Genomic DNA, 21,494 nt, shown 5'->3' on the forward strand with positions numbered 1-21,494 from the left:
CGGAAACGTCATCGAAATAGTTGCGTCTGCGATTATGCGCGAAAGGGCGGCATGCGCGCAAGGGTTCCAAGATAAGATGGCCCTTCTTTCCGCGAAAGGCAACCGCGCGCGTCAAAGGCACGGCGCGGCTGCGTCCTCATCGCCGAAGAGCAGCGCGCGCTCGGCTCCCGGCAGCGCTGCACGCGCCTGCTCGCGCAGGTTGTTCATGCTGGCCAGAAACTGCCGGTACATCACCACTACCAGATAGCGTCCGCGCACCGTCAGCGTCAGCTCGTGCGCATCATCGGTGGCAAATGCCCGGTTCACGCGCAGAAATGCCATCTCGATCGGCAACCCCGCATCCACGCTGCACCCGAAATCTTCCTTGAAGTGCTCCTTGTCCAAGCGCAGCTTGTACAGATCGAGCAGCAGTCGATAGCGCATCAGGTCGTGCTTGCTCATGTCCGCACGACCCATGATGGACATACGGCCCGCCTCAATAGCAGCGTTGTAGTCGGAGATGCTGAACGTATTGACGTAGAGCGCATCCCCCAAATGCGTGATGGAGCCACTCCCGATCGCTGGATAATCCACATAGTTCGTCTGGTATTCGTCAATATGATCCGGGTCATCATCGCATCCATGATCGTCCGTTCGCGTGAACGTCCACAACGTGGAACGCTCGAACAGGGCATCGTCTCCGTCGGCGAGCACGCCATCGACGATGCGATAGAAGCGCTCTTCACGGGTGCGATCGAGCTTGCCGAGCGCCGTCTGCATCTTCCGCATGGTCCCCTGCGAGGCATACAGCGGTGAGAACGTGACTTGACGCGCGCCGCACAACGCCACCTTCTCCAAGTCGGCGAAAAGGATGTCCTCGGTTTGCGAGGGGAAGTTGAAGATCATGTCCACGTTCAGCGAATCAATGTATCCGTGCGCTTCGGCGATGCGCTCAAGTATCTCCGCGCCCGATCCGTACTTCTTGTACCGATCCATCTGCTTGAGAAGCCCATCATCGAAGCTCTGCACGCCCACGCTCAGCCGCTGCACGCGCCCCGCCATCTTCTCCAGGTACGGTTTGATCAGGTGGTTCGGATTCGTCTCCACCGCCACCTCGGTCACCCCGAATGCATCGCGCGCCAGATCTATCGTCTCGCACAGCTCGTCGATCATGATGGTGGGCGTGCCGCCACCCACGTACACGCTCTCGATGCGATAGCCCAGATCAGCCAGCATCAGCATCTCCTTGCGCATGCTTGCGAAATAGGGCTTGGCTATCTCTTCGCGAAACGGGTAACGGTTGAAGCTGCAATACGGACAGAGCACCTGACAAAACGGCACGTGCATATACAACATATAGCGACGCTGAGGGTCGGCAACGGGAAACTGCGTCTCCTGCGTCGGCGCAAGCGCAAGTTCGCGCTTCGCGGCAGACTTCACCACTGCGGTGAGAATGCGCTCTGATAGCATGGTGCCCCCCTTTGAAAGCCGCACCTAGCACCTGCGGCCTACACACCTTTTTATCTCAACAGAAGATTCTACTCAAGATGAGCCCGATGCGCGCGGCGTTTTTCGCGGCGGCAGACTGCGCGGGGTCACCATGCGCGCTGCACTGGTCGAACTGGTAGAATCTGATGAACGCACCACGGCCGAAAGCCCCGACGGATGGAGAGCTATGCAGCTGACACCTGCTGAGATACACGAAACGCTGGCGATGGTCAGCAAGCAGCACCTCGATATCAGGACCATCACGCTGAGCCTGAACCTGCGCGGGTGCGCAGACGCCGATATCGATGCGGTCTCGCGCAAGGTATACGAGCGCATGGCACGCGCGGCCGAGCGGCTCGTTCCTACCGCCGACCAGCTAGAGCGCGAATTCGGCATCCCCATCGTGAACAAGCGCATCTCCGTGACACCCATCGCCGAGGTATGCGCCGCCACCGAAGCGCATGACCTCTCGCCGGTTGCGCGCGCCATGGACCATGCCGCCGCCGAGGTTGGGGTCGATTTCGTGGGCGGCTTCACGGCGCTCGTGCAAAAAGGCGCCAGTCGCGGTGACGAAAAGTTGATGGATTCCATTGCGAGCGCACTAGCGGACACCGAGCGTGTCTGCTCGTCGGTCAACATCGGTAGCACGCGGGCCGGTCTCAATATGGAGGCCATCTGGCGCATGACAGGCGTCATTATCGACACCGCGAATGCCACGGCCGATCGCGACTGCATCGGTGCAGGCAAGCTCGTGGTGTTCTGCAACGCGGTGGAGGACAACCCGTTCATGGCCGGCGCCTTCCACGGGTCGGGTGAGGCGGACGAGGTCATCAACGTGGGCGTGAGCGGCCCGGGCGTGGTGCGCGCCGTGCTGGCCGATCTGCCCGCCGATGCCGATATCACCGCTGTTGCCGAGGCCATCAAAGCGACCGCGTTCAAGATCACACGTGCAGGCGAGCTGATGGCGCGCGAAGCGGCGCGACGGCTCGGCTACTCCAAGGGCATCCTGGACCTGTCGCTTGCCCCCACACCTGCCGAGGGCGATTCGGTAGCCGAGATCTTGGAGGCCATCGGCGTGGGCACCTGCGGCGGTCCCGGCACCACCGCGGCGCTCGCCATGCTCAACGACGCTGTGAAGAAGGGTGGCGTGATGGCGTCATCGTCGGTCGGCGGCCTCTCGGGCGCGTTCATCCCGGTGTCTGAAGATGCGGGCATGATCCGCGCAGCCGAGGCGGGCGCGCTGACGCTTGAGAAGCTGGAGGCCATGACGTGCGTGTGCTCGGTGGGCCTCGACATGATCGCGGTGCCCGGCGACACGAGCCGTGAGACCATCTTCGGCATCATCGCGGATGAGGCAGCCATCGGCATGATCAACAACAAGACCACCGCCGTACGCATCATCCCGGCCATCGGCAAGAGCGTGGGCGACACGCTCGACTTCGGCGGTCTGCTGGGGCGCGCACCGGTGATGCCCGTCAATCAGCATGCTGGCACCGTGTTCGCCCACCGCGGCGGTCGCATGCCCGCCCCGCTGAACTCCTTGAAGAATTAGCGTCCTTGAGGTGGCGGGCACACCCCGTCGTTCAGCGACGCACAAAGGCGCGTGACGCAAAAAGAGCGCTTGCGCCACCCGAAGGCGATGCGCAAGCGCTCTGGAGCGTTGCTCTTCTGTCAGCAGTGCAGCTTAGAACAGTGCGACCACCGAACCGTTGTAGTTATCCTCGATGAACTGCTTCACCGCATCGCTTTGCAGTGCGTTCACCAGCGCCTGGATCTTCTCAGCATCCTGGTTGCCATCCTTGACCGCGATAACGTTCACGTACGCCTCGGCTGCCTGACCCTGATCGGACTCGGTCGCAAGGGCATCGGCCACCTGCAAACCAGCCTCGAGCGCATAATTGCCATTGATGACCGCCAGGTCAACATCGTTGAGCACGCGCGGCACCTGTGCAGCCTCCACTTCCTGAATATTCAGGTTCTTCGGATTCTCGGCAATATCCACCACGGTGGCAGACAGGCCCGCGTCGTCCTTCAGCTTGATCAGGCCCTCCTGCTCAAGCAGCAGCAGCGCACGCGCCTCGTTGGTGGCATCGTTGGGCACCGCGATGGTAGCGCCATCGGGCAGCGCCGTCAGATCGGTGGTCTTGCCCGTATAGATGCCCATCGGCTCGAAATGAATGCCCGCCGCATCAACCAACGTCGTACCGTTCTCGGCATTGAAGTCGTTCAGATACGTGATGTGCTGGAAGTAGTTCGCATCCAGCTCACCATCCTGAAGCGCGGTGTTGGGCAGCACATAATCGTTGTAAGGAACGATCTCAAGCGTGTAGCCTTCTTGAGCGAGCTGGTCGTTCACCACTTCCAGGATCTCAGCATGCGGCGTCGGGCTTGCGCCCACCTTGATGATCGTGTCGTCGCTGGTTGCGCTCGCTGCACTGCTCGCGCTCTCGTTCGACCCGCATCCGGCAAGGCCCGCCACGGCGAGCGCACCGACCACAGCAGCAGCGCCCAGTTTCTTCACGAGGGACAATTTCATAGTATGCTCTTCTCCTTTCGGACCGCGCGTCTAACGCAGTCGCTTATCTACCTTGCTCACCAGCTTCAATCCGCCTTCTTGGAAGATCTGCACGATCACCACGAGCAAAGCAACCGTGATGAGCATGACATCGGATTGATACCGGTAATAGCCATAATTGATCGCGATGGCACCCAAGCCGCCACCGCCGACGAAACCCGCCATAGCCGAATAGCCCAGAATCGTGGCGAGCGATATGGTTGCGCCCACCAGAAGCGACGGCTTCGCCTCGGGCAAGAACACCTTCCAGATCATCTGCCAGGCTGACGATCCCATCGCGCGCGCCGCTTCGATCACGCCGCCATCGATTTCCTTGAGCGACGACTCCACCATGCGCGCCACGTAGGGGGCCGCTGCCACCACAAGCGGCACGATGGTGGCATTCGAGCCGATCGTGGTGCCCACGACCAGCCGTGTGAACGGCAGAATGGCTACCAGCAGGATAAGGAAGGGCACCGAGCGCAGCACGTTCACGATGATGCCGACGATCAGGTTCACCGCCCGATTGCGTCGAATGCCGCCATCTCCGGTGATGTAGAGGATGACACCGAGCGGAATGCCGATGAGATAGCTGATGACCGTTGAGACCACGGTCATATACAAGGTCTCCCATACGCCATTCGCGATCAGCGATACCAGTTCAGGTGACATGCTAGAGCACGCTCCCTTCTCTTACGGCCGCATCCTCAAGCTTCTCGCGCTCGGCGCGAACCTCACGCGGGCCCTCTTCCTGCACGGGTTCAGCAGGCGGCACTGCCGCACTTTCTTCGTAGAGAATGCCACGCGAATCAAGGTACGCGCGGATGCGCTGGCGGGCAGCCTCGTCGTCAGGCAGCTGGATGAGCATCTGGCCGAACGCCTTGCCGCCGATGTTCTCGGTGTTGGCGGACAAGATGTTCACCATGACGTCGCATTGCACGGTCATATCCGATATCACGGGCGCCCCCGACTCTTCGCCGGTGAACGCCAAACGGAGCGTGTTGGGGGTGTTGTCGATGGTGAGCGCCCCTTGCGACGGCTCGATCAGGCGCTTTGCGGTGTCAGAGGTAGGACGCAGGAACACATCGTGCACGCTTCCCTGCTCCACGATGCGCCCATCGCTCATGACGGCCACCCGATCGCAGATCTGCTCGACCACCTTCATCTCGTGGGTGATGACCACGATGGTAACGCCCAGCTGCTCGTTGAGCCGCTTCAAGAGGTCAAGAATGGATGCGGTCGTGATCGGGTCAAGAGCGCTGGTGGCCTCGTCGCACAGGATGATGCGCGGGTTTGACGCCAGCGCGCGCGCGATGGCCACCCGCTGCTTCTGACCGCCGGAAAGCTGCACCGGGTACGCGCGTGCCTTGTCAGCCAAATCCACCATCTCGAGCAACTCAGCAGCGCGCTTGGACGCCTCGGCTTTGGGCGTGCCTGCGATCTCGAGCGGATAGCGGATATTCGCCTCAACCGTGCGCTGCGATAGCAAATTGAACTGCTGGAAGATCATGCCGATGCCACGGCGCGCCTCGCGCAGCTGCTTGCGACCAAGGCCGCACAGATCGGTGCCATCGATGATCACCTGGCCGCTCGTCGGGCGCTCGAGCAGGTTCATGCAACGCACGAGCGTCGACTTGCCAGCCCCGGAAAAGCCGATGATGCCGAAAATATCGCCGTCGTCGATGCGCAGGTTCACATCATGCACCGCATCCACCAGTCCAGCAGCCGTTCGGAAGCTCTTATTCAGGTCTTTCAGTTCGATCAAGACAGATCCTTCGAGTCGTTTTTCGCACGGTGAATGATTCTAGGGCATGCCCGGGTGTTCTCAAAATAGCGGTATCGGATAGACGGCCATCGGTTTTCACGATGGCGGTCGTGCTCCTTTGTGCGCGCTAGCGTACCTTCCACACCGCGCACGCCAGCACGGCGCACGAGAGAACCGCCGAGAATGCAAAAGCGAGGTCGAAGGCCACCGCCGCAGCTCCGGCCGATGAGATGATGAGCATCATCAGCGCCGTGCCCAACGAAGCGCACGCCTGACGCACCGTGGTGAAGAAGGCGCTGCCGTCCACCATGTGCTGCGGCTCAAGCTCGCGCATGCCCCACGAGTTGAGCGGCCCGATGAGCGAACTCACGCCGATGCCGCGCACGGTCTGCATCACCATGAGCAGCCACAGCGGCGTGGACGCATCGACAAAGATCATGCTGACCGCACCAACAGAGAGAAGCACAGCGCCGCCGATGACGACCGTGCGCGCCCCGATGCGATCAGAGAGCATCCCGGCAAGCGGGTTGAACACCACCGCCAGAATGGTTGCCGGAATGAACACCACGCCAGCATCAAGAGCCGAACCCCCGCACACGTTCGTTACGAACAGCGGAATGATCAGCGTGATGCCCATAAACGATGCGAACAGGCAATTCTGCGCAAAGAAGCTCACGCGGTAACTCGCAGCATCGAAAATGTGCATGTTGATGAGCGGGTGCGCAATGCGCTGCTGTCGCGCAATGAAGGCGATGAGGAATGCCACGCCCAAAAGCCCGGGCGTCGCCACCTCTACCGACAGAAGGGGCACGCTGGCAGCATTCGTAAAGCACAGGAGCAGGCCTCCGAATCCCAGCGTTGACTGGATAAACGAGATAACGTCAAGATGCGCATCACGCGCCGCCACCTTTTCGCACGGAATGAGCGCAACGGCACAGACGAGCAACACCACCAACGCTACGAGCAAGATGATGAAGAAGCTGCGCCAACCGAGCGTGTCAGCGAGCGCACCACCAATGAGCGGCCCGATGTTCGGCGCGAAACCCATGGCGATACCGGCGATGCCCATGGCTGTTCCCGTGCGCTCTTTAGGAAAGCGCGTCATCGCGATGGTCTGGAGCACCGGCAACGTGATGCCGGTTGCCACTGCTTGCGGAATGCGCCCTATGAGCAGCACGGTGAAGTCTGGTGCTACCCAATCAATGGTCACGCCTACTGCGAAGAGCACTAATGCCACCAGCATAAGTTGACGGATGCTCAGGCGGCGGGACAGATGGGTCACGAGCGGGACCGTGATGCCGATGCACAGCATGAAGATGGTCGTGAGCCATTGCCCTGTATAGTCGTCCGTGCCAAGATCGGTTTGCACTGCGCCCAGCATGGAGTTCATCACCGTTTGTGTGAGGGAGCCAAGCGCACAGGTGAGCACCACGATAGCAAAGGTACGATACGTACTTCGCGTGGAATCTCTCTCCATGTACCCTCCCGAAAGTGAAAAGGGCCGCCATCTGGCGACCCTGAATTCCTGGTCGGGTCGACAGGATTTGAACCTGCGGCCTCTGCGTCCCGAACGCAGCGCTCTACCAAGCTGAGCCACGACCCGTTGAAAGCAGACGATATGGTACCACAGATGAACGCATCTGTGGTACTTCGCTCACGATATCGGTCTAATGACGGAAGTGGCGGTGACCGGTGAACACCATGCACACGCCCTGCTCGTCAGCAGCCGCGATAACCTCTTCGTCGCGGATGGAACCGCCCGGCTGAATGACCGCAACCACCCCTGCCTGCGCAAGCGTGTCGAATCCGTCGCGGAACGGGAAGAAGGCATCAGAGGCTGCAACCGCGCCGCGGGCCTTCTCGCCCGCCTGCTCTATAGCGATGCGCGCCGAGTTCACGCGGTTGGGCTGGCCGCCACCCACGCCCACGCTCGCATGGTCCTTCGCGATCAGAATGGCGTTGCTCTTCACCGACTTCACAGCGCGCCACGCGAACATGAGCTCGTCCATCATCTCGGGCGTAGGCTGCACCTTGGTCGGGCACGTGAAGTCAGTCGGATCCTCAGCCACGCCATCGCTTTGCTGTGCGAGCAGACCACCTTCCACCGAGCGGAACTCGATACCTTGGCCCGCCGGATTCACTCCACCGGTGGCGATCAGCCGACAGTTGGGCTTGCTCGCATACATCTCACAGGCATCACCGGAGAATGCGGGAGCCACGATGACCTCCACGAACTGCTTGTTCTCGAAAATAGCCGCTACCGTCTCGCCTGTCACGTCGCGATTGAACGCCATCACGCCACCGTAGGCGCTCACCGGGTCGCACTCGTGTGCGCGCTTGTATGCTGTGGTCACGTCCGCATCCTCGCATACGCCGCACGGCGTCAGGTGCTTCACGATCACACAGGCTGGCTCGGTGTACTCACGCACCGCCGCCCACGCCGCATCCATATCAAGGTAGTTGTTATAGGAAAGCTCCTTCCCCTGCAGCTGCATACCGCACGCCAGGCTCTGCTCAGCGCCGGGGAAATCATCGCGCACATAAAACGCAGCTGCCTGATGCGGGTTCTCTCCATAGCGCAATGCCTGCTTCTTCGTAAGCCCCAGCTGCATCTGCTCAGGGAACGCCAGCTGATTGTCTGCCGCATCCATCTGCGCGCCCATCCATGACGCGATGGCGCCATCGTAGGCGCTCGTCGTGCGAAACACATCCAGCGCCAGCCGTTGACGCGTGGCGAGCGTCGTCGCGCCGCCTGACCTGCGCATCTCGTCCAGGATCCCCTCATAGCTAGCTGGATCGGTCACCACGGTAACACTGGCGAAGTTCTTCGCAGCGCTGCGCAGCATGCTCGGGCCCCCAATGTCAATGTTCTCGATGCACGTTGCGAAATCAGCACCGCCCGCTACCGTCTTCTCAAACGCATAGAGATTGACCACCACCATATCGATCATCTCGATGTCGTGCTCTGCTGCCTGCGCCATATGATCGGCGTTATCGCGCTTGGCCAGCAAGCCGCCATGCACACGGGGATGCAGCGTCTTCACGCGGCCATCCATCATCTCGGGGAACTCGGTCACCTCATCGATGGGCGTCACCGGAATGCCCGCCTCGGCAATCGCCTTCGCCGTGCCGCCCGTGGATATGATCTGCGCACCGAACTCATCTGAGAGCGCCCGCGCGAAATCGACAATACCCGTCTTATCCGTGACCGACATCAGTACGCGCTTCACTTTTGGATCTGCCATGGTCTCCCCTTGTCTTCTCGTTTTGACTTCTACTCTCTCGGTTCCCGTATGAAAGCGCTGACGTGGAGCACGCGAAGTTCTTCGGAGCTTGTTTCGCAGCGCACCGTGCTCCAAGCGCCTGGTCATCTTCCCAAACTCGCCTCATGGCGTCTGCGCGCCTCTTCGCTGTAGCGCCCCCGATAGCGCACATCGATCAGCTCGGCAACGATAGCGATCGCCAGCTCAGCTGGCGTCTTCGCGCCGAACTTCAAGCCGATGGGCCGTTTTACCCGCTCCCAATCCTCTTGCGTGATGCCAGCCGCCAGCACCAGATCACGCACCGTCTCGTTCTTGCCCGCGCATCCCATCATGCCCACGTAGTGCACGCTGTTCTCCAACGCCCAGATGCAGCTTTGCGGGTCGAACATATGCCCGCGCGTGAGCACGCACACGTAGTCTTCCGGTCGCGCTGGCATGTTCTGCAATTCATGGAAGTCGCCCCCGTGCAACAAGATGCGCTCTGCAGTGGGAAAGCGCTCGTCGTTGAGAAATGCCGGGTCGTAGTCAACCGCAACCACCCGAAAGCCCACATGATCGGCCAGGCGCGCCAGCTCGACCGCCACATCGCTCGCACCGAGCAACCAGACGCGCACCTTGCCGAAGAGCGGCTCGCTCGCCCAGGTCAAGCCGTCGAATTGATCGTTGTGCATAGACGGTCCGCGCGTGACGTCCTTCATCTGGAAGATATCGCGCGGGCTCGGCTCGCGCGGGCTCACGATCTCCTTCGCATCGTTGCAGAAGAAGACCATGTCCTGTCCATCGGCCGACCCTTGTTCGCCATACTTCTTCGTCACTTCATTGTCCACATTGGCCTGCGCCGCCTCGGCATCGTAGACCACCTTGAACCCGATCCAGGCCAGATCGCCCTCGTCCATGGCGGCCAGCGCGCGCTCGAACGTGGGCAGGTCCGCCGCGGTCAGGCTGGCTGCGATGCGCGCGAGCGCCTCGGGCCCGATGTGCGGGTCGCCTTCGCTGGCCTCTTCTGAGAACGCCGGGAACTCCTCCACCGAGAGCTGCACCGGGCGCCCGGCCCGCAGATCCTCGATGATGCCCTCGATCGCCTCACGCTTCATCTATATGCACCTTCCTCTCGGCATCCAGCCGCATGCGCCCCTCGGCGATGGCGCGCAGCACCTGTGGGTACAGTTCGTGCTCCACCGCATGGATGCGCGCTTCGAGCGCATCGCGCGTATCATGCTCCAAAACAGGCACCGCACGCTGCGCCACGATGGGGCCCTTATCGTATTCCTCGTTCGCCAGATGCACCGTGACTCCCGTCACCTTCACGCCCGCATCCCATGCGTCCTGTATGGCATGCGCACCCGGAAACGACGGCAACAGCGCCGGATGCAGATTCAGCACGCGGTCGGGAAAGGCATTCAGCATCACCGGCGTTACCTTGCGCATGTACCCTGCCATGACCACCCATTCAGCACCTGCCTCATGCAAAGCGTCCACGATGGTCTCATCAACCGCATGCGCATCTTCGTACGCGCTGCGCTCAAGCACCAGCGTAGGAATGCCCGTCTTGCGCGCCCGTTCGATACCGAACGCATCCGGATTCGATGCTACGACGAGCACCACCTGCACCGGAAGACCGCGCTGCGCTTCATCAAGGATCGCTTGGAAGTTGGTGCCGCTCCCTGAGAGCAGCACCCCGCATTTAAGCATGCTCATAGCGCACCTGACCGCTTCCCGCCGCGACGCGTCCGATGGTGCATACCGTCTCTCCGGCAGCCTCAAGCGCCGCCTTCACGTCGTACTCGTCAGCGGCATCCACCATGAGAACCATGCCGATGCCCATATTGAACGTCTTGAGCGCCTCGGTTTGATCAAGGGTCGCCGCCGCGCACGCGCGCGCAACGATGGGCGGCACCTCCCACGTACCGAGCTGCACCACGGCATCCATCGTCTTCGGCAGCGCGCGATCGACGTTCTCGGTAATGCCCCCGCCGGTAATGTGTGCAAGAGAATGCACCGCACCTGGCAAGCTGCGAAGCACCCCGAGCACCGGTTTCACGTAGATACGCGTAGGGGTGAGCAGCGCCTCGAGCAGGCTCGCACCACCCAGATCATCCGCTGGAGCACGAAGGGCCGATGCCTCCACCCCTTCCACCAACACCTTGCGCGCCAGGGAATACCCGTTAGAGTGAAGGCCGCTCGAGGCGAGCCCCAAGAGCACATCGCCCTCGCGCACGCGGTCGGGCCCGATCATGTGCGCACGATCCACCAGCCCTACGCAAAAACCGGAAAGATCGTAGTCATCAGGATCCATCACACCAGGATGCTCGGCCATCTCGCCACCGATCAGCGCGCATCCTGCCTGTTGACAGCCGCGAGCGATACCACCCACGATATCGGCCATGGCCTCAGCGGAAAGCTTGCCAACCGCCACGTAATCGAGGAAGAACAAAGGCTCAGCACCAGTTGCCAGAATATCGTTAGCGCACATGGCGACCAGATCGATGCCCACCGTATCGTGCTTGCCCAGCATCTGGGCTACCTTCAGCTTCGTACCCACACCGTCGGTGCCGCTCACCAAGATGGGGTCTTCCATCTCCTTGGCCGCCTTGATGGAGAATAGCCCGCCGAAACCACCGATATCCCCGATCACCTCCGGACGGTACGTGGTATTCACGATGCCCTTGATGGCGCCGACCGCGCGTGCCCCCTCGGCCGTGCTTACCCCTGCTTGCTCGTACGTTACCGATTCAGCCATCTTGCCGCCTTCCGGGAAGAAAATGATGATGAACCCATTCTATCGGAATCGCGCGCAGGTTCACCCAAGGAAGTCAGCGCAGCGCGCCCAGATGTGCCACGTGCGAGCGCGCGGTGTCCGGCAGTCGCATTACCGAGAGCATCACCTGGATGAATGCCGATATGATGCGCGCATCGAAGAGGAGCATGGGCGCGCGAGCGAAGCGCACCGCACCGCCGCGGATCCGGCACCGTTCGGCAGTGCGATGGTCGCATGGTGTAGCCCCAAGAAAGGAAATCGCCCGGGTGCTTGGTTCAAGCACTCGGGCGATTCCGCTGCATCATCCCCTCAAATGGTGCAGCCGTTGCCAGCGAAGATGTCCCGCGCCTCCGCCTTCCGCGGCGCATCCTTGACCGACGTTCGCGCTTCGCCGAAGCCCCCTTTAAAACATCAGCGCGCGCCCACCGGCAGAATGGGTCATATCAGGCAACTCTGGAAGTATACAACACTATCCGGCAGTCCCGGCGTAAACCTCATTGAAATCACGCTTTGTGAAGAAACTCATCTGCGCCACCTCATCAGAGATGGGCACCGGGTACTCCCCGGTGAAGCACGCCTCGCAAAACCCTTGGGTGCGAGCATGGCGCACCGCTTCGCGCAAGCCGTCCAACGAGAGGAACGCCAACGAATCAGACCCGATCCATTCGTTCATCTCTTCAAGCGTCATGTTCGCAGCGATGAGCTGGTCGCGCGTGTCGGTGTCGATGCCGTAGAAGCACGGCCACATCACCTCAGGGCTCGTAATGCGCAGGTGCACCTCGGTAGCGCCCGCATCGCGCAGCATCTGCACCAGCTTCTTGGACGTGTTGCCCCGCACGATGCTATCGTCGATGACCACAAGCCGCTTGCCTGCGATCACATCGGGGAGCGGATTCAGCTTCAACCGAATGCCCAGCTGCCGCATCTCCTGAGTTGGCTGGATGAACGTACGCCCAACATAGCGATTCTTCACGATGCCGTCGGTGTACTCGATACCGCTCTCAGCTGAAAAGCCCAGGGCTGCCGGTACGCCGGAGTCGGGCACCCCAAGCACGAGATCGGCCTCAACGGGCGCCTCGCGCGCGAGGATGCGGCCGGTATCACGACGCGCCTGATACACGCTTTGTCCGTCGATCACGCTATCGGGCCGCGCGAAATACACGTACTCGAAGATGCACGCCGCCGGTTTGGCAGCGCGTACCGCCTGCTCGCCACTGAGCCCGTCTTCGGCGAAACGCACGATCTCGCCCGGATTGACATCGCGAACGTATTCGGCGCCCACGATATCGAGCCCGCACGTTTCCGAACTGACCACCCAGCCCCGCCGATCGGGCAACTGCCCGATGCATAACGGCCGAATGCCGTGCGGGTCGCGAAAAGCATAGAGCGCATCGGCAGTGGCGATCACCATGGCGTAGGCCCCGCGCATCAGCTCCATGGCATGCGCGATGCCATCACGAAGATGATGTGTCTCACGCGTTACCACGCCGATGGCTTTAGCAGCCACTTCGCTATCGGTGCTCGAGCGCAGCTGCACGCCCTCGTCGATCAGTCGTGCCCGCATCTGATTGGTGTTGGTCAGCGTACCGTTGTGCGCCAGCGCGAACAGCACATCGTCTATTGCTGACATGTGGGGCTGCGCCGCTTCCCACACAGCCTTGCTGCCGCTGGTGGAATAGCGCACATGCCCAATGGCCACATTGCCCGTCAGGCTCGCAAGGCTCGCATCGTCGAACACCTGCGTGACAAGCCCCAGGTCCTTCGCCACCGTGACCGTGCTGCCATCTCCCACGGCAATGCCTGCGCTCTCCTGCCCGCGATGCTGGAGCGCCTGCAGGCCGAAGCCCGTCATGCGCGCTACGTCGCTACCGGGCGCATAGATGCCGAACACCCCGCATTCTTCCTCCGGATGATCGGGGATCACCCGCTGGGCGCCTCTCTCGCTCATAGCGTCCTTTCCGCCACGTCGCTCGCAACGTCGGCTACATGACCTTCGTCAATCAACGAATTGCCCAGCGCCACATCGCTGCCCGCTGGCAGGAACTCGTCCACCGTGCAAAACGTAACGATGCGATACCGGTTATCAGGCTCGCTGCACGTGCTGAACGCGAATACCTGTCGCACCTCGGAGGCCTCAGGCGCAGGTGGATCGGTCGGCTCCACGATGTTGGCATCCAAGCGCGCTTGCACGTATTCTTCGAGCCCTTCTTCGGTGCTGAACATGGGGATCACGATATCGGTCGACGAACCCAACACTTTGTTCACCGCAAACGAGGTGGTTCGAAAATTGCCTTCGGGCGTGAGCACATAGAACGTGCGGTGCTGATTGAACAGATCGCTGTTCCAGGCGAAATCGGCCAGCAGCGCGAACATGGAGCCATTGGCCATATGGTGCGCATAGATCACGTTAACCTGATCGGTCCAATCGCCGCTATTGACCCCCTCCAAGAACACGCAACCATATTCGGCGCCGAAATCCCCCACGGAGTTCTGTCCGAAATTATGCTTGAGATAGTAGGTGCTGTCGTCTTCGCGCCAGCAAATGGGGTAGCTGATGATGGTGCCGGGAACATACACCCAACCCACCACGTCAGGATTGACCGCGCGCAGCGCATCCCAATCAACGTTGAAGCTGGCAAGCGTCGTGATATCGCCATCCTCGTTCAAGCTGAACGCCTCATCGGCCAGCTTGTCGTATTCGCTCTGACCATTCCAGTACGTGAAGAGCAGCCAACCCAGACCGCCAAGCGCGCATGCCAACACGATGATGGCGGCGATGAACACCACGCGCCAAGCGGCACCGCCCTTGTGCTTCTTCTTGCGGGAAGGCTGCTGGGGCGGCTGCGCAGAACCCTGCATCGGCACCTGCCGCACCGGAGCAGGTGGACGGGGTGGACGCGGAGGCTGAGGGATGGAGCGATACGACTGGGGATACCCGGAGTTTTGCTGCACGGATGGCTGGAGCGGATATCTATCCGCATCGCTTCTGCTCATGATCGGGCCATACGTATTGGTCATACCTGCCTTTTCGGGCGCTACTTCTTCTTCATCTCGTCGAAGAAGCCTTTACCGACAAAGATTACGATGATCAGCACGATAACGGCGATGATAACGCCGATGACCCACGGCTCAATGGTCATACCGAACAGTTCCATGGAAACTCCTCGCTCCTTGATACGTTATGCCCATTCTAAAGCAATGCGCGCCGCTTTCATAGCCACCGCATCAACCCAACCGCGCTTCGAGCGCTTCCACGATGAGGCGCAGCGCCTTGCAGCGCGCGTAACGCTTGTCGTCGCTTTCCAACACCAACCAGGGCGCATAGGTGGTCGAGGTGAGGCGGAACATATCATCGATAGCGCTCTTATACTGAGCGTACTTGTCACGATTGCGCCAATCGTCAGGCGTGATCTTCCATTGCTTGTCCGGATCGGCCGCCCGCGCTTCAAAGCGAGCAAGCTGCTCTTCGGGGCTCACGTCCACCCAGAACTTGAGCAAGATGGCGCCCCAATCAACCAGATCGTGCTCGAATTCGTTGATCTCGTCATACCCGCGTGCCCACGCCTCGGGCGCTGTGATGTCCTCTACCCGCTCTACCAACACGCGCCCGTACCACGAGCGATCGAACAGCGTTACGTGTCCAGCCTTTGGCAGGCGCGTCCAATAGCGCCACAGATGGGGATGGGCCAGTTCGGGTTTGGTCGGCGCCGGACTCGGCACGATGGTATACGCACGAGCATCGAGGGCTTGGGCCACCCGCTTGATGTTGCCGCCCTTGCCTGCCGCATCCCACCCTTCATACATCAAGATGAGCGGTATGCGCGCCTGGTACATGAGGTTTTCCAACGTGAAGAGCCGCTTCTGAAGGCTCTTCAGCTCCTTTTTGTACTCATCGCGCGGCAGCACCAGATCGTGCGCGATGCCGTCCACCGTAGGATGGTCAGCCACGATCTCGAAGCGCGACTGCGCAGGTGCGAACGAGTGCTGCGCTTCGGCTTGCGCGCGTGCCCCGAGCAGCTGATCGCTTTCCGATGCGCCTTCCTCGCGCATGCGGGCAAGCGCGGCATCAGCCCGACGATCCTGCTCGACGCGCAACTCGGCTGCCTGCGCATCCCCTGCGCGTTTGCGCGTGAGCGCCTGTTCGAGCGCATGCACCAGCGTACGCGCGATCAACAGATTCGCACTGCGCTTATCCTCGCCGTTGACGAGCACCCACGGCGCGAACGCATAATCAGATCCCTCGAGCAGTCGATCGAACAGCTTGTAGGCCCGATCGTAATCGGCCGTGCTCGCCAGCTTGCCCTCAGGCACCCGCCAACGCGTGGCCGCGTCGTCGCGCAGCGCTTGCAGGCGCTTCTTCTGCGCTTTCTTCGATACATGCACGAAAAACTTCACCACCGTGTAGCCATCCTCGTGCAACTGCTCTTCAAAATCGCTGATGGATTCCAAATAGTGCCGCGTGCCGCCTGTGGGCAGCATGAGCTCCGCCTCATCGCGCGCCATCATCAGCTGAGTGGCCTTCGTATACCACCCGCGATCGTAGAAGGTGATATGCCCGCGCTCTCCAAGCGCCTGCCAGAACTCTTCCATCATGGGATAGAAGCTCTCCACCCCTCTGCGATATCCAGCGAAATCGCGCAAGGCACCAGCGTCCACATCAGCTGGCACATAGACGCTGGTGGCACGCGCATCCAAGTGATACATCAGATCCGAGATGCGCGAACCCTTACCAGCCCCGTTCCACCCCTCGAAGAGAACGACCAAGCCAGCGCTTTCGCTGACCGCGCGCTGCTGGAGAACGACCAGGCGTCTCATGAGGGCATCGTGTTCTTGCTTGTATGCCGCCTTATCGGGGCGCGACGCACCCCAGTCGATCGTTTCCAGCATGACATCCTCCTTACCGCTGCGCCAATCTTAGCACCGCACGCGCGCCGAGGGGTATACTTTTGCATGATCAAGGGCATCACAGCATGAACGAGGGGGCTCTCCATGGGCGAAGATGAGAACATGCGTCGCAGCGCAGCGCCATATCTGCAAAATCGCGAACTCTCGTGGCTGGAGTTCAACAAACGCGTCCTTGACCAAGGCGCCGATGACACGGTACCGCTGTTGGAGCGGCTGAGCTTCATCAGCATCTTCTGGTCGAACCTGCAAGAGTTCTTCATGGTGCGCGTCGGCAGTCTCACCGACTTGGCGCTGCTGAAAAAAACCATCATCGATGCCAAGAGCGGCATGACGCCCGCCGAGCAGCTGGAAGCCGTCTACAAGCGCTGCCATCAGCTCTACCCTTATTACGAGCAGTGCTTCAAAAAACTGCGAGAGCTTCTTGGTGTGGAGGGCATCCGCAATGTGGACCCACATGATAGCAACGAGGAACAACGCGCGGTGCTGACGCAGCACTTCCGCGCTAACGTGATGCCGTTTCTCTCGCCCCAGATCGTGAATGCGCACCACCCCTTCCCACATTTGGAAAACGGTGCGCTCTACGTGGTCGTGCGCCTTGACGAGCAGGGCAACAAGAAAAAGCACAAGACCGAGAAGGGTGGCGCCGAAGGCGTGACGCTCGGCATCGTGCCGCTGCCACGCCAGTGCGAGCGCATCGTCACGCTGCCGGGCAAGGGTTGCCAATTCATGCTCCTCGAGAAGCTCATCGAGATGAACGCTGCTGAAATATTCAGCATGTACAAGGTCAAGCACACCAATATCGTCTGCGTGACGCGCAACGCCGACCTAGATGCCGCTGAAGGTGAAGACGAACAGGGCGCCGATTACCGCGAGCAGATGAAGCGCATCCTCAAGCGGCGGGCACGCCTGGCGCCCGTGCGCCTGGAGAGCCAGCGCGAGCTTTCCACCACCGTGAAGCGCGAACTGCTGGACCGCCTCCACCTCAAGAGCCACCAATGCTTCGTATCGTCGGTTCCGCTTGATATGAGCTATGTATACGAACTCGCCGGACGAGTCAGCGCCGACCAACGCGCGCGCCTCACCTATCCCCCGTTCACACCCGCATGGCCCGCATGCCTCGATCGCACGCGATCGGTCATCAACCAGGTGGTAGAGGGCGACAAGCTCATCAGCTATCCCTACGAGAGCATGGACAGCTTCGATATGCTGCTGCGCGAGGCAGCCGTCGATCCGGCCGTGGTCTCCATCAAGATAACGCTGTATCGCCTGGCCAAGCAGTCGCGCATGGCCGAAGCGCTCATCGCCGCAGCTGAGGCTGGCAAAGACGTCACCGCCATCTTCGAGCTGCGCGCACGCTTCGACGAATCGAACAACATCGAATGGTCGCAGCGCTTCGAGCAGGCAGGATGCAAAGTGCTCTACGGATTCAGAAACCTGAAAGTGCACTCCAAGATATGCTGCATCACCCGCCAAACCCCTGACGGGCCGCAATACATCACGCAGATGGGCACCGGCAACTACAACGAGAAGACCGCAGCGCTCTACACCGACTTCTCGTTCATGACCGCAGACCCCCAGATCGGCCGCGACGCCGATGCTTTCTTCCGAAACCTCGCACTTGAGAACCTCAGCGACGAATACCGCACGCTGTGGGTGGCTCCGCTCATGGTCAAGCAAAACATCCTCGCTGGCATCGACGAGCAGATCGAGCGGCACCGGCGTGGGCTGCCCAGCGGACTCTTCTTCAAGACCAACTCCATCACCGATCGCGACATCATCGAAAAGATCGTCGAGGCATCGCGAGAGGGGGTACGCTGCACGCTGCTCGTCCGCGGCATCAGCTGCATTGTGCCCGGCCTTGCTGACTACACCGCCAACATCTGCGTGGTCAGCATCGTAGGGCGCCTGCTCGAGCACAGCCGCATCTATTGCTTCGGGCCGCTCGATGGCGATGTGCGCATCTATCTGTCGAGCGCCGACCTGATGACGCGCAACATGGACAAACGCGTGGAAGTGGCTTGGCCCCTTCTTGATGCGCGACTGCGCAGCGAAGTGGTGGGATACATTGGCACCTGCATGTCAGATACGGCCAAACTGCGCGACCTGCTGCCGAACAAGGAATACACGCCCCTGCGCTTCTTCGCCACCGAAGACCCTGCCACCGGACGCATCATGCTGTTCGATTCGCAGGAATACTTGATCGGACAAGCGCAGGAGAAGCGCTTGGAAGCCGCCGAGATGGAAGCGTTCCGGCATCAAACGCAGGCGGTGCCCACCATAGGCGCCTATGCTGAGACTCCCAACGTTCAGGTTGAACCAACACCGCCGGTGCAAAGCGAGCAAAAACCCAGCACGCCTAAGGCCAAGAAAAAGAAGAAGAAAGCTTCCCCTGAGGTTCCCGTGGTCACCATACCTCCCACAGCAAGCACTGCGAGCAGTGGCGAAGCGACTGCGCACGGCGATACCACGCCTGCCAACATGCCCGCGTATGCTACTGAGAACATGACGGCCACGGGCATGGCCAGCGCCTCAGCGGAAGGTATCTCAGCGGATGCGGCACATGGTCTCACAACGGATGCTCCGCAACACGATCCGCGCTGTGATGTTATGGTTCCGGTTGTAGATATGCCCCTCGCACCTGCCGAGGCGCTTGCGCCCGATGCGGCGCCTGCCGTGCACATGGCTCCCGTGCACCATTTTGGCATGAAGGTGCCACCGCGCTTCATCGGCACCATTCCCACCGGCACCACGGCACCCATCGATGTTGCGCGCGTGCACGCCGCGGTGGACGGGTCAGGGCCACTTCAGCCGGTGTCTCTGGCCATGCAACGCTACGCCAAGAACGCCCATGGACGCGACGAGGTGCAATACGACTCACCTGAGAGCTTCTTCGAGAAGCCCCCCGAGGACAACCAGATCGTCATCCCGCGGGAAAAGAAGACGGGGTTCTTCGAGAGACTATTCGGCGGCAACTGAGGCTGCTACGCGTTCGGCGATGCGCTGAGCCATATCGGCATCCTTCGCCTCGACCATGACGCGCACCACCGGTTCGGTGCCGCTCGGGCGCAGCAGCACGCGGCCATCATCGCCCAGCTCCGCCTCTGCCGCAGCAACAGCCGCAGCGACCGCTTCGCTCGTTGCTACCGCTTCTTTATCGGCAACGGGCACGTTGATCAGCTCTTGAGGGAACTTGCTCACCGTTGCTGCCGCCTCTTCAACGGTAATGCCGCTGCGCTTCACCGCCGCGAGAAACTGCACCGCTGTCATCAGGCCATCTCCGGTGGAGTTGTGCTCCAGTAAGATCATATGCCCCGACTGCTCACCGCCAATAGCATATCCCTGCGCGCGCATCTCTTCGAGCACATACCGATCGCCCACTTTCGTCTGCACCACCTGAATGCCCGCATCGCGCATCGCGTGCACGAAGCCCAGATTGCACATGACCGTGCTGACCACCGTGTCTGCTGGCAAGATGCCGCGCCGCTTCATATCAAGAGCGATGACCGCCTCTACGATATCGCCGTCGATCTCAACGCCTGCCGGTGTCACCATCATCACCCGGTCAGCATCACCATCGTGCGCGATGCCCACATCGGCATGCTTGTCCGACACGAGTTGCTTGACCGGCCCAAGATGCGTCGAGCCGCATTCCACGTTGATATCCATGCCGTCGAAATCATCATTGATGACATGGACCGCAGCGCCAAGTCGCTCAAGCGCCTCAGCGGTGGTCACCGAAGAGGCACCGTGCCCTGTATCGAGGGCCACCGTAAGCCCCTCGAACGTGACGTCCTGCCCGCGCACGGCATCAACAGCATGCTGGATATAGATCTCGGCAGCATCGTTCAAGTCAACGCTGAAACCAACATCGGCCCCTTGCGGCATGTCATCTTCGACCCCTTCAAGGCCACCTGCATCGATGAATGCCTCTATAGCGTCCTCAGCATCGTCGGAGAGCTTGTAGCCCTTTGAGTCGAAGAGCTTGATCCCATTGTATTGGGGAGGATTGTGCGAAGCCGAGATGACCGCGCCACCCGCAGCGGAGAGCTTGCGCGTGAGCAGTGCTACCGCAGGTGTGGGAACGATGCCCGCCAGAAGCGCCGTGCCGCCCGCACTGGTGATGCCAGCCACCATGGCCGCTTCCAGCATGTCGCCCGACAGGCGCGTATCTTTGCCCACCACGATGGTCTTGCCCAAAAAACGCACCGCGGCCTGCCCCAGACGGTATGCTATCTCGTTGGTCAACTCCACATTAGCGATACCCCGTACGCCATCGGTTCCGAACAGCCTCGCCATGACTATTTCCCCCTCTTGATATGTTCCTGATCGAGCAATGCGACTCCGCCGCGGAGCGCAATGGCGTCCTCGGTCATGCGCGTGTTCATCTCTGCGGCCATTTCCTCGAGTGAAACCCCGTAGCGCGCGAGCACCACCATGAGATGGTAGATCACATCTCCTGCTTCGTAGCGCATATGGTCGATGTGAGCATCGCGCTCGGCCGCATCGGCTGCCTCGACATCTTTGACCGCCAGCGCCACCTCGCCCGCCTCTTCCATGAGCTTCTTCAAGACCGTATCGGGCGAGCCGCTCAACAGTCGGTAGGTGTAGCTTTCCTCTCCAGCGCTTCTGCGCGCCTCGATCGTCTGCTGAAGGTGCTCAAGGGCAGCACCGATTTGCGATGCGGGCTGCTCACCCTCGGTGAAGTGGACTTTATTGGTCATGGGCGTCTCCCTTATGCGAGATCATGCAAAAAGGCGGGGCCGCTCTCAGCCCCGCCTCATC

At 60.9% G+C, this 21,494-nt stretch carries 16 protein-coding genes and 1 tRNA gene; 2 read left to right on the top strand and 15 right to left on the bottom strand.

Annotated features, from left to right (window positions below):
* Window positions 1–111: 111 nt before the first annotated feature.
* Window positions 112–1,449 carry a coproporphyrinogen III oxidase family protein gene (locus tag NFR19_RS03745; protein WP_251212450.1) on the bottom strand — a complete coding sequence of 446 codons (1,338 nt, stop codon included), beginning with the start codon at window positions 1,447–1,449 and terminating at the stop codon, window positions 112–114.
* A gap of 205 nt (window positions 1,450–1,654) precedes the next feature.
* Here NFR19_RS03745 and NFR19_RS03750 point away from each other — a divergent pair, with 205 nt between their 5' ends.
* Window positions 1,655–3,019: a PFL family protein gene (locus NFR19_RS03750; protein WP_349665504.1), complete on the top strand. Its 1,365-nt coding sequence runs from the start codon at window positions 1,655–1,657 to the stop codon at window positions 3,017–3,019.
* Window positions 3,020–3,151: 132 nt separating this feature from the next.
* Here the strand turns inward: NFR19_RS03750 and NFR19_RS03755 are convergent, their stop codons facing one another.
* From NFR19_RS03755 to NFR19_RS03810, 12 genes are all read right to left on the bottom strand, one after another.
* A complete protein-coding gene (locus tag NFR19_RS03755; protein WP_251212452.1) occupies window positions 3,152–4,003 on the bottom strand; it encodes a MetQ/NlpA family ABC transporter substrate-binding protein in 852 nt (283 codons plus the stop codon).
* Window positions 4,004–4,033: 30 nt separating this feature from the next.
* Entirely contained in the window at window positions 4,034–4,693 is a 660-nt protein-coding gene (locus tag NFR19_RS03760; RefSeq protein WP_251212453.1) for a methionine ABC transporter permease, read from the bottom strand.
* A gap of 1 nt (window position 4,694) precedes the next feature.
* Window positions 4,695–5,786: a methionine ABC transporter ATP-binding protein gene (locus NFR19_RS03765; RefSeq protein WP_251212454.1), complete on the bottom strand. Its 1,092-nt coding sequence runs from the start codon at window positions 5,784–5,786 to the stop codon at window positions 4,695–4,697.
* A 127-nt stretch (window positions 5,787–5,913) separates the two neighbouring features.
* A complete protein-coding gene (locus tag NFR19_RS03770) occupies window positions 5,914–7,263 on the bottom strand; it encodes a DHA2 family efflux MFS transporter permease subunit (RefSeq protein ID WP_251212455.1) in 1,350 nt (449 codons plus the stop codon).
* A gap of 49 nt (window positions 7,264–7,312) precedes the next feature.
* Window positions 7,313–7,389: transfer RNA gene (locus NFR19_RS03775), tRNA-Pro, on the bottom strand.
* Window positions 7,390–7,453: 64 nt separating this feature from the next.
* Window positions 7,454–9,031 (bottom strand): bifunctional phosphoribosylaminoimidazolecarboxamide formyltransferase/IMP cyclohydrolase, encoded by a 1,578-nt coding sequence (gene purH, locus NFR19_RS03780; RefSeq protein ID WP_251212456.1) that lies wholly within the window; start codon window positions 9,029–9,031, stop codon window positions 7,454–7,456.
* A 122-nt stretch (window positions 9,032–9,153) separates the two neighbouring features.
* Window positions 9,154–10,143: an XdhC family protein gene (locus NFR19_RS03785; RefSeq protein ID WP_251212457.1), complete on the bottom strand. Its 990-nt coding sequence runs from the start codon at window positions 10,141–10,143 to the stop codon at window positions 9,154–9,156.
* Entirely contained in the window at window positions 10,133–10,741 is a 609-nt protein-coding gene (gene purN / locus NFR19_RS03790; RefSeq protein WP_251212498.1) for a phosphoribosylglycinamide formyltransferase, read from the bottom strand. Before purN ends, NFR19_RS03785 begins: the two co-directional genes overlap by 11 nt.
* The gene (gene purM / locus NFR19_RS03795) at window positions 10,734–11,789 is read right to left on the bottom strand and encodes a phosphoribosylformylglycinamidine cyclo-ligase (RefSeq protein ID WP_251212458.1); all 1,056 of its coding nucleotides are present in this window, start codon (window positions 11,787–11,789) and stop codon (window positions 10,734–10,736) included. The genes purN and purM overlap by 8 nt, the downstream gene beginning before the upstream one ends.
* A gap of 487 nt (window positions 11,790–12,276) precedes the next feature.
* Window positions 12,277–13,755 carry an amidophosphoribosyltransferase gene (gene purF / locus NFR19_RS03800; protein WP_251212459.1) on the bottom strand — a complete coding sequence of 493 codons (1,479 nt, stop codon included), beginning with the start codon at window positions 13,753–13,755 and terminating at the stop codon, window positions 12,277–12,279.
* A complete protein-coding gene (locus NFR19_RS03805; protein WP_251212460.1) occupies window positions 13,752–14,825 on the bottom strand; it encodes a class B sortase in 1,074 nt (357 codons plus the stop codon). Before NFR19_RS03805 ends, purF begins: the two co-directional genes overlap by 4 nt.
* A 207-nt stretch (window positions 14,826–15,032) precedes the next feature.
* Window positions 15,033–16,694, bottom strand: coding sequence for a polyphosphate--AMP phosphotransferase (locus NFR19_RS03810; protein WP_251212461.1), 1,662 nt, complete (start codon window positions 16,692–16,694; stop codon window positions 15,033–15,035).
* Between the two features lie 102 nt (window positions 16,695–16,796).
* Between NFR19_RS03810 and ppk1 the strand changes: the two genes are divergently transcribed.
* A complete protein-coding gene (ppk1, locus tag NFR19_RS03815; protein WP_251212462.1) occupies window positions 16,797–19,688 on the top strand; it encodes a polyphosphate kinase 1 in 2,892 nt (963 codons plus the stop codon).
* Here the strand turns inward: ppk1 and glmM are convergent.
* Both glmM and hisE read right to left on the bottom strand, forming a co-directional pair.
* On the bottom strand, window positions 19,671–21,008 hold the full coding sequence (glmM, locus tag NFR19_RS03820; RefSeq protein ID WP_251212463.1) for a phosphoglucosamine mutase: 1,338 nt from the start codon (window positions 21,006–21,008) through the stop codon (window positions 19,671–19,673). The two genes, ppk1 and glmM, sit on opposite strands and share 18 nt — an antisense overlap.
* 2 nt (window positions 21,009–21,010) lie before the next feature.
* Window positions 21,011–21,433, bottom strand: a complete 423-nt coding sequence (hisE, locus tag NFR19_RS03825; protein WP_251212464.1) for a phosphoribosyl-ATP diphosphatase — start codon at window positions 21,431–21,433, stop codon at window positions 21,011–21,013.
* Between the last annotated feature and the right edge of the window lie 61 nt (window positions 21,434–21,494).

The organism is Adlercreutzia murintestinalis, from assembly GCF_943192905.1.
Taxonomy (GTDB): domain Bacteria; phylum Actinomycetota; class Coriobacteriia; order Coriobacteriales; family Eggerthellaceae; genus Adlercreutzia_A; species Adlercreutzia_A murintestinalis.

Excerpts from the sequence above, each read along its gene's own strand:
- NFR19_RS03745 (WP_251212450.1), bottom strand. The coding sequence starts at position 1,449 with ATGCTATCAGAGCGCATTCTCACCGCAGTGGTGAAGTCTGCCGCGAAG.
- NFR19_RS03750 (WP_349665504.1), top strand. The coding sequence starts at position 1,655 with ATGCAGCTGACACCTGCTGAGATACACGAAACGCTGGCGATGGTCAGC.
- NFR19_RS03755 (WP_251212452.1), bottom strand. The coding sequence starts at position 4,003 with ATGAAATTGTCCCTCGTGAAGAAACTGGGCGCTGCTGCTGTGGTCGGT.
- NFR19_RS03760 (WP_251212453.1), bottom strand. The coding sequence starts at position 4,693 with ATGTCACCTGAACTGGTATCGCTGATCGCGAATGGCGTATGGGAGACC.
- NFR19_RS03770 (WP_251212455.1), bottom strand. The coding sequence starts at position 7,263 with ATGGAGAGAGATTCCACGCGAAGTACGTATCGTACCTTTGCTATCGTG.
- purH (WP_251212456.1), bottom strand. The coding sequence starts at position 9,031 with ATGGCAGATCCAAAAGTGAAGCGCGTACTGATGTCGGTCACGGATAAG.
- NFR19_RS03785 (WP_251212457.1), bottom strand. The coding sequence starts at position 10,143 with ATGAAGCGTGAGGCGATCGAGGGCATCATCGAGGATCTGCGGGCCGGG.
- purN (WP_251212498.1), bottom strand. The coding sequence starts at position 10,741 with ATGCTTAAATGCGGGGTGCTGCTCTCAGGGAGCGGCACCAACTTCCAA.
- purM (WP_251212458.1), bottom strand. The coding sequence starts at position 11,789 with ATGGCTGAATCGGTAACGTACGAGCAAGCAGGGGTAAGCACGGCCGAG.
- purF (WP_251212459.1), bottom strand. The coding sequence starts at position 13,755 with ATGAGCGAGAGAGGCGCCCAGCGGGTGATCCCCGATCATCCGGAGGAA.
- NFR19_RS03805 (WP_251212460.1), bottom strand. The coding sequence starts at position 14,825 with ATGACCAATACGTATGGCCCGATCATGAGCAGAAGCGATGCGGATAGA.
- NFR19_RS03810 (WP_251212461.1), bottom strand. The coding sequence starts at position 16,694 with ATGCTGGAAACGATCGACTGGGGTGCGTCGCGCCCCGATAAGGCGGCA.
- ppk1 (WP_251212462.1), top strand. The coding sequence starts at position 16,797 with ATGGGCGAAGATGAGAACATGCGTCGCAGCGCAGCGCCATATCTGCAA.
- glmM (WP_251212463.1), bottom strand. The coding sequence starts at position 21,008 with ATGGCGAGGCTGTTCGGAACCGATGGCGTACGGGGTATCGCTAATGTG.
- hisE (WP_251212464.1), bottom strand. The coding sequence starts at position 21,433 with ATGACCAATAAAGTCCACTTCACCGAGGGTGAGCAGCCCGCATCGCAA.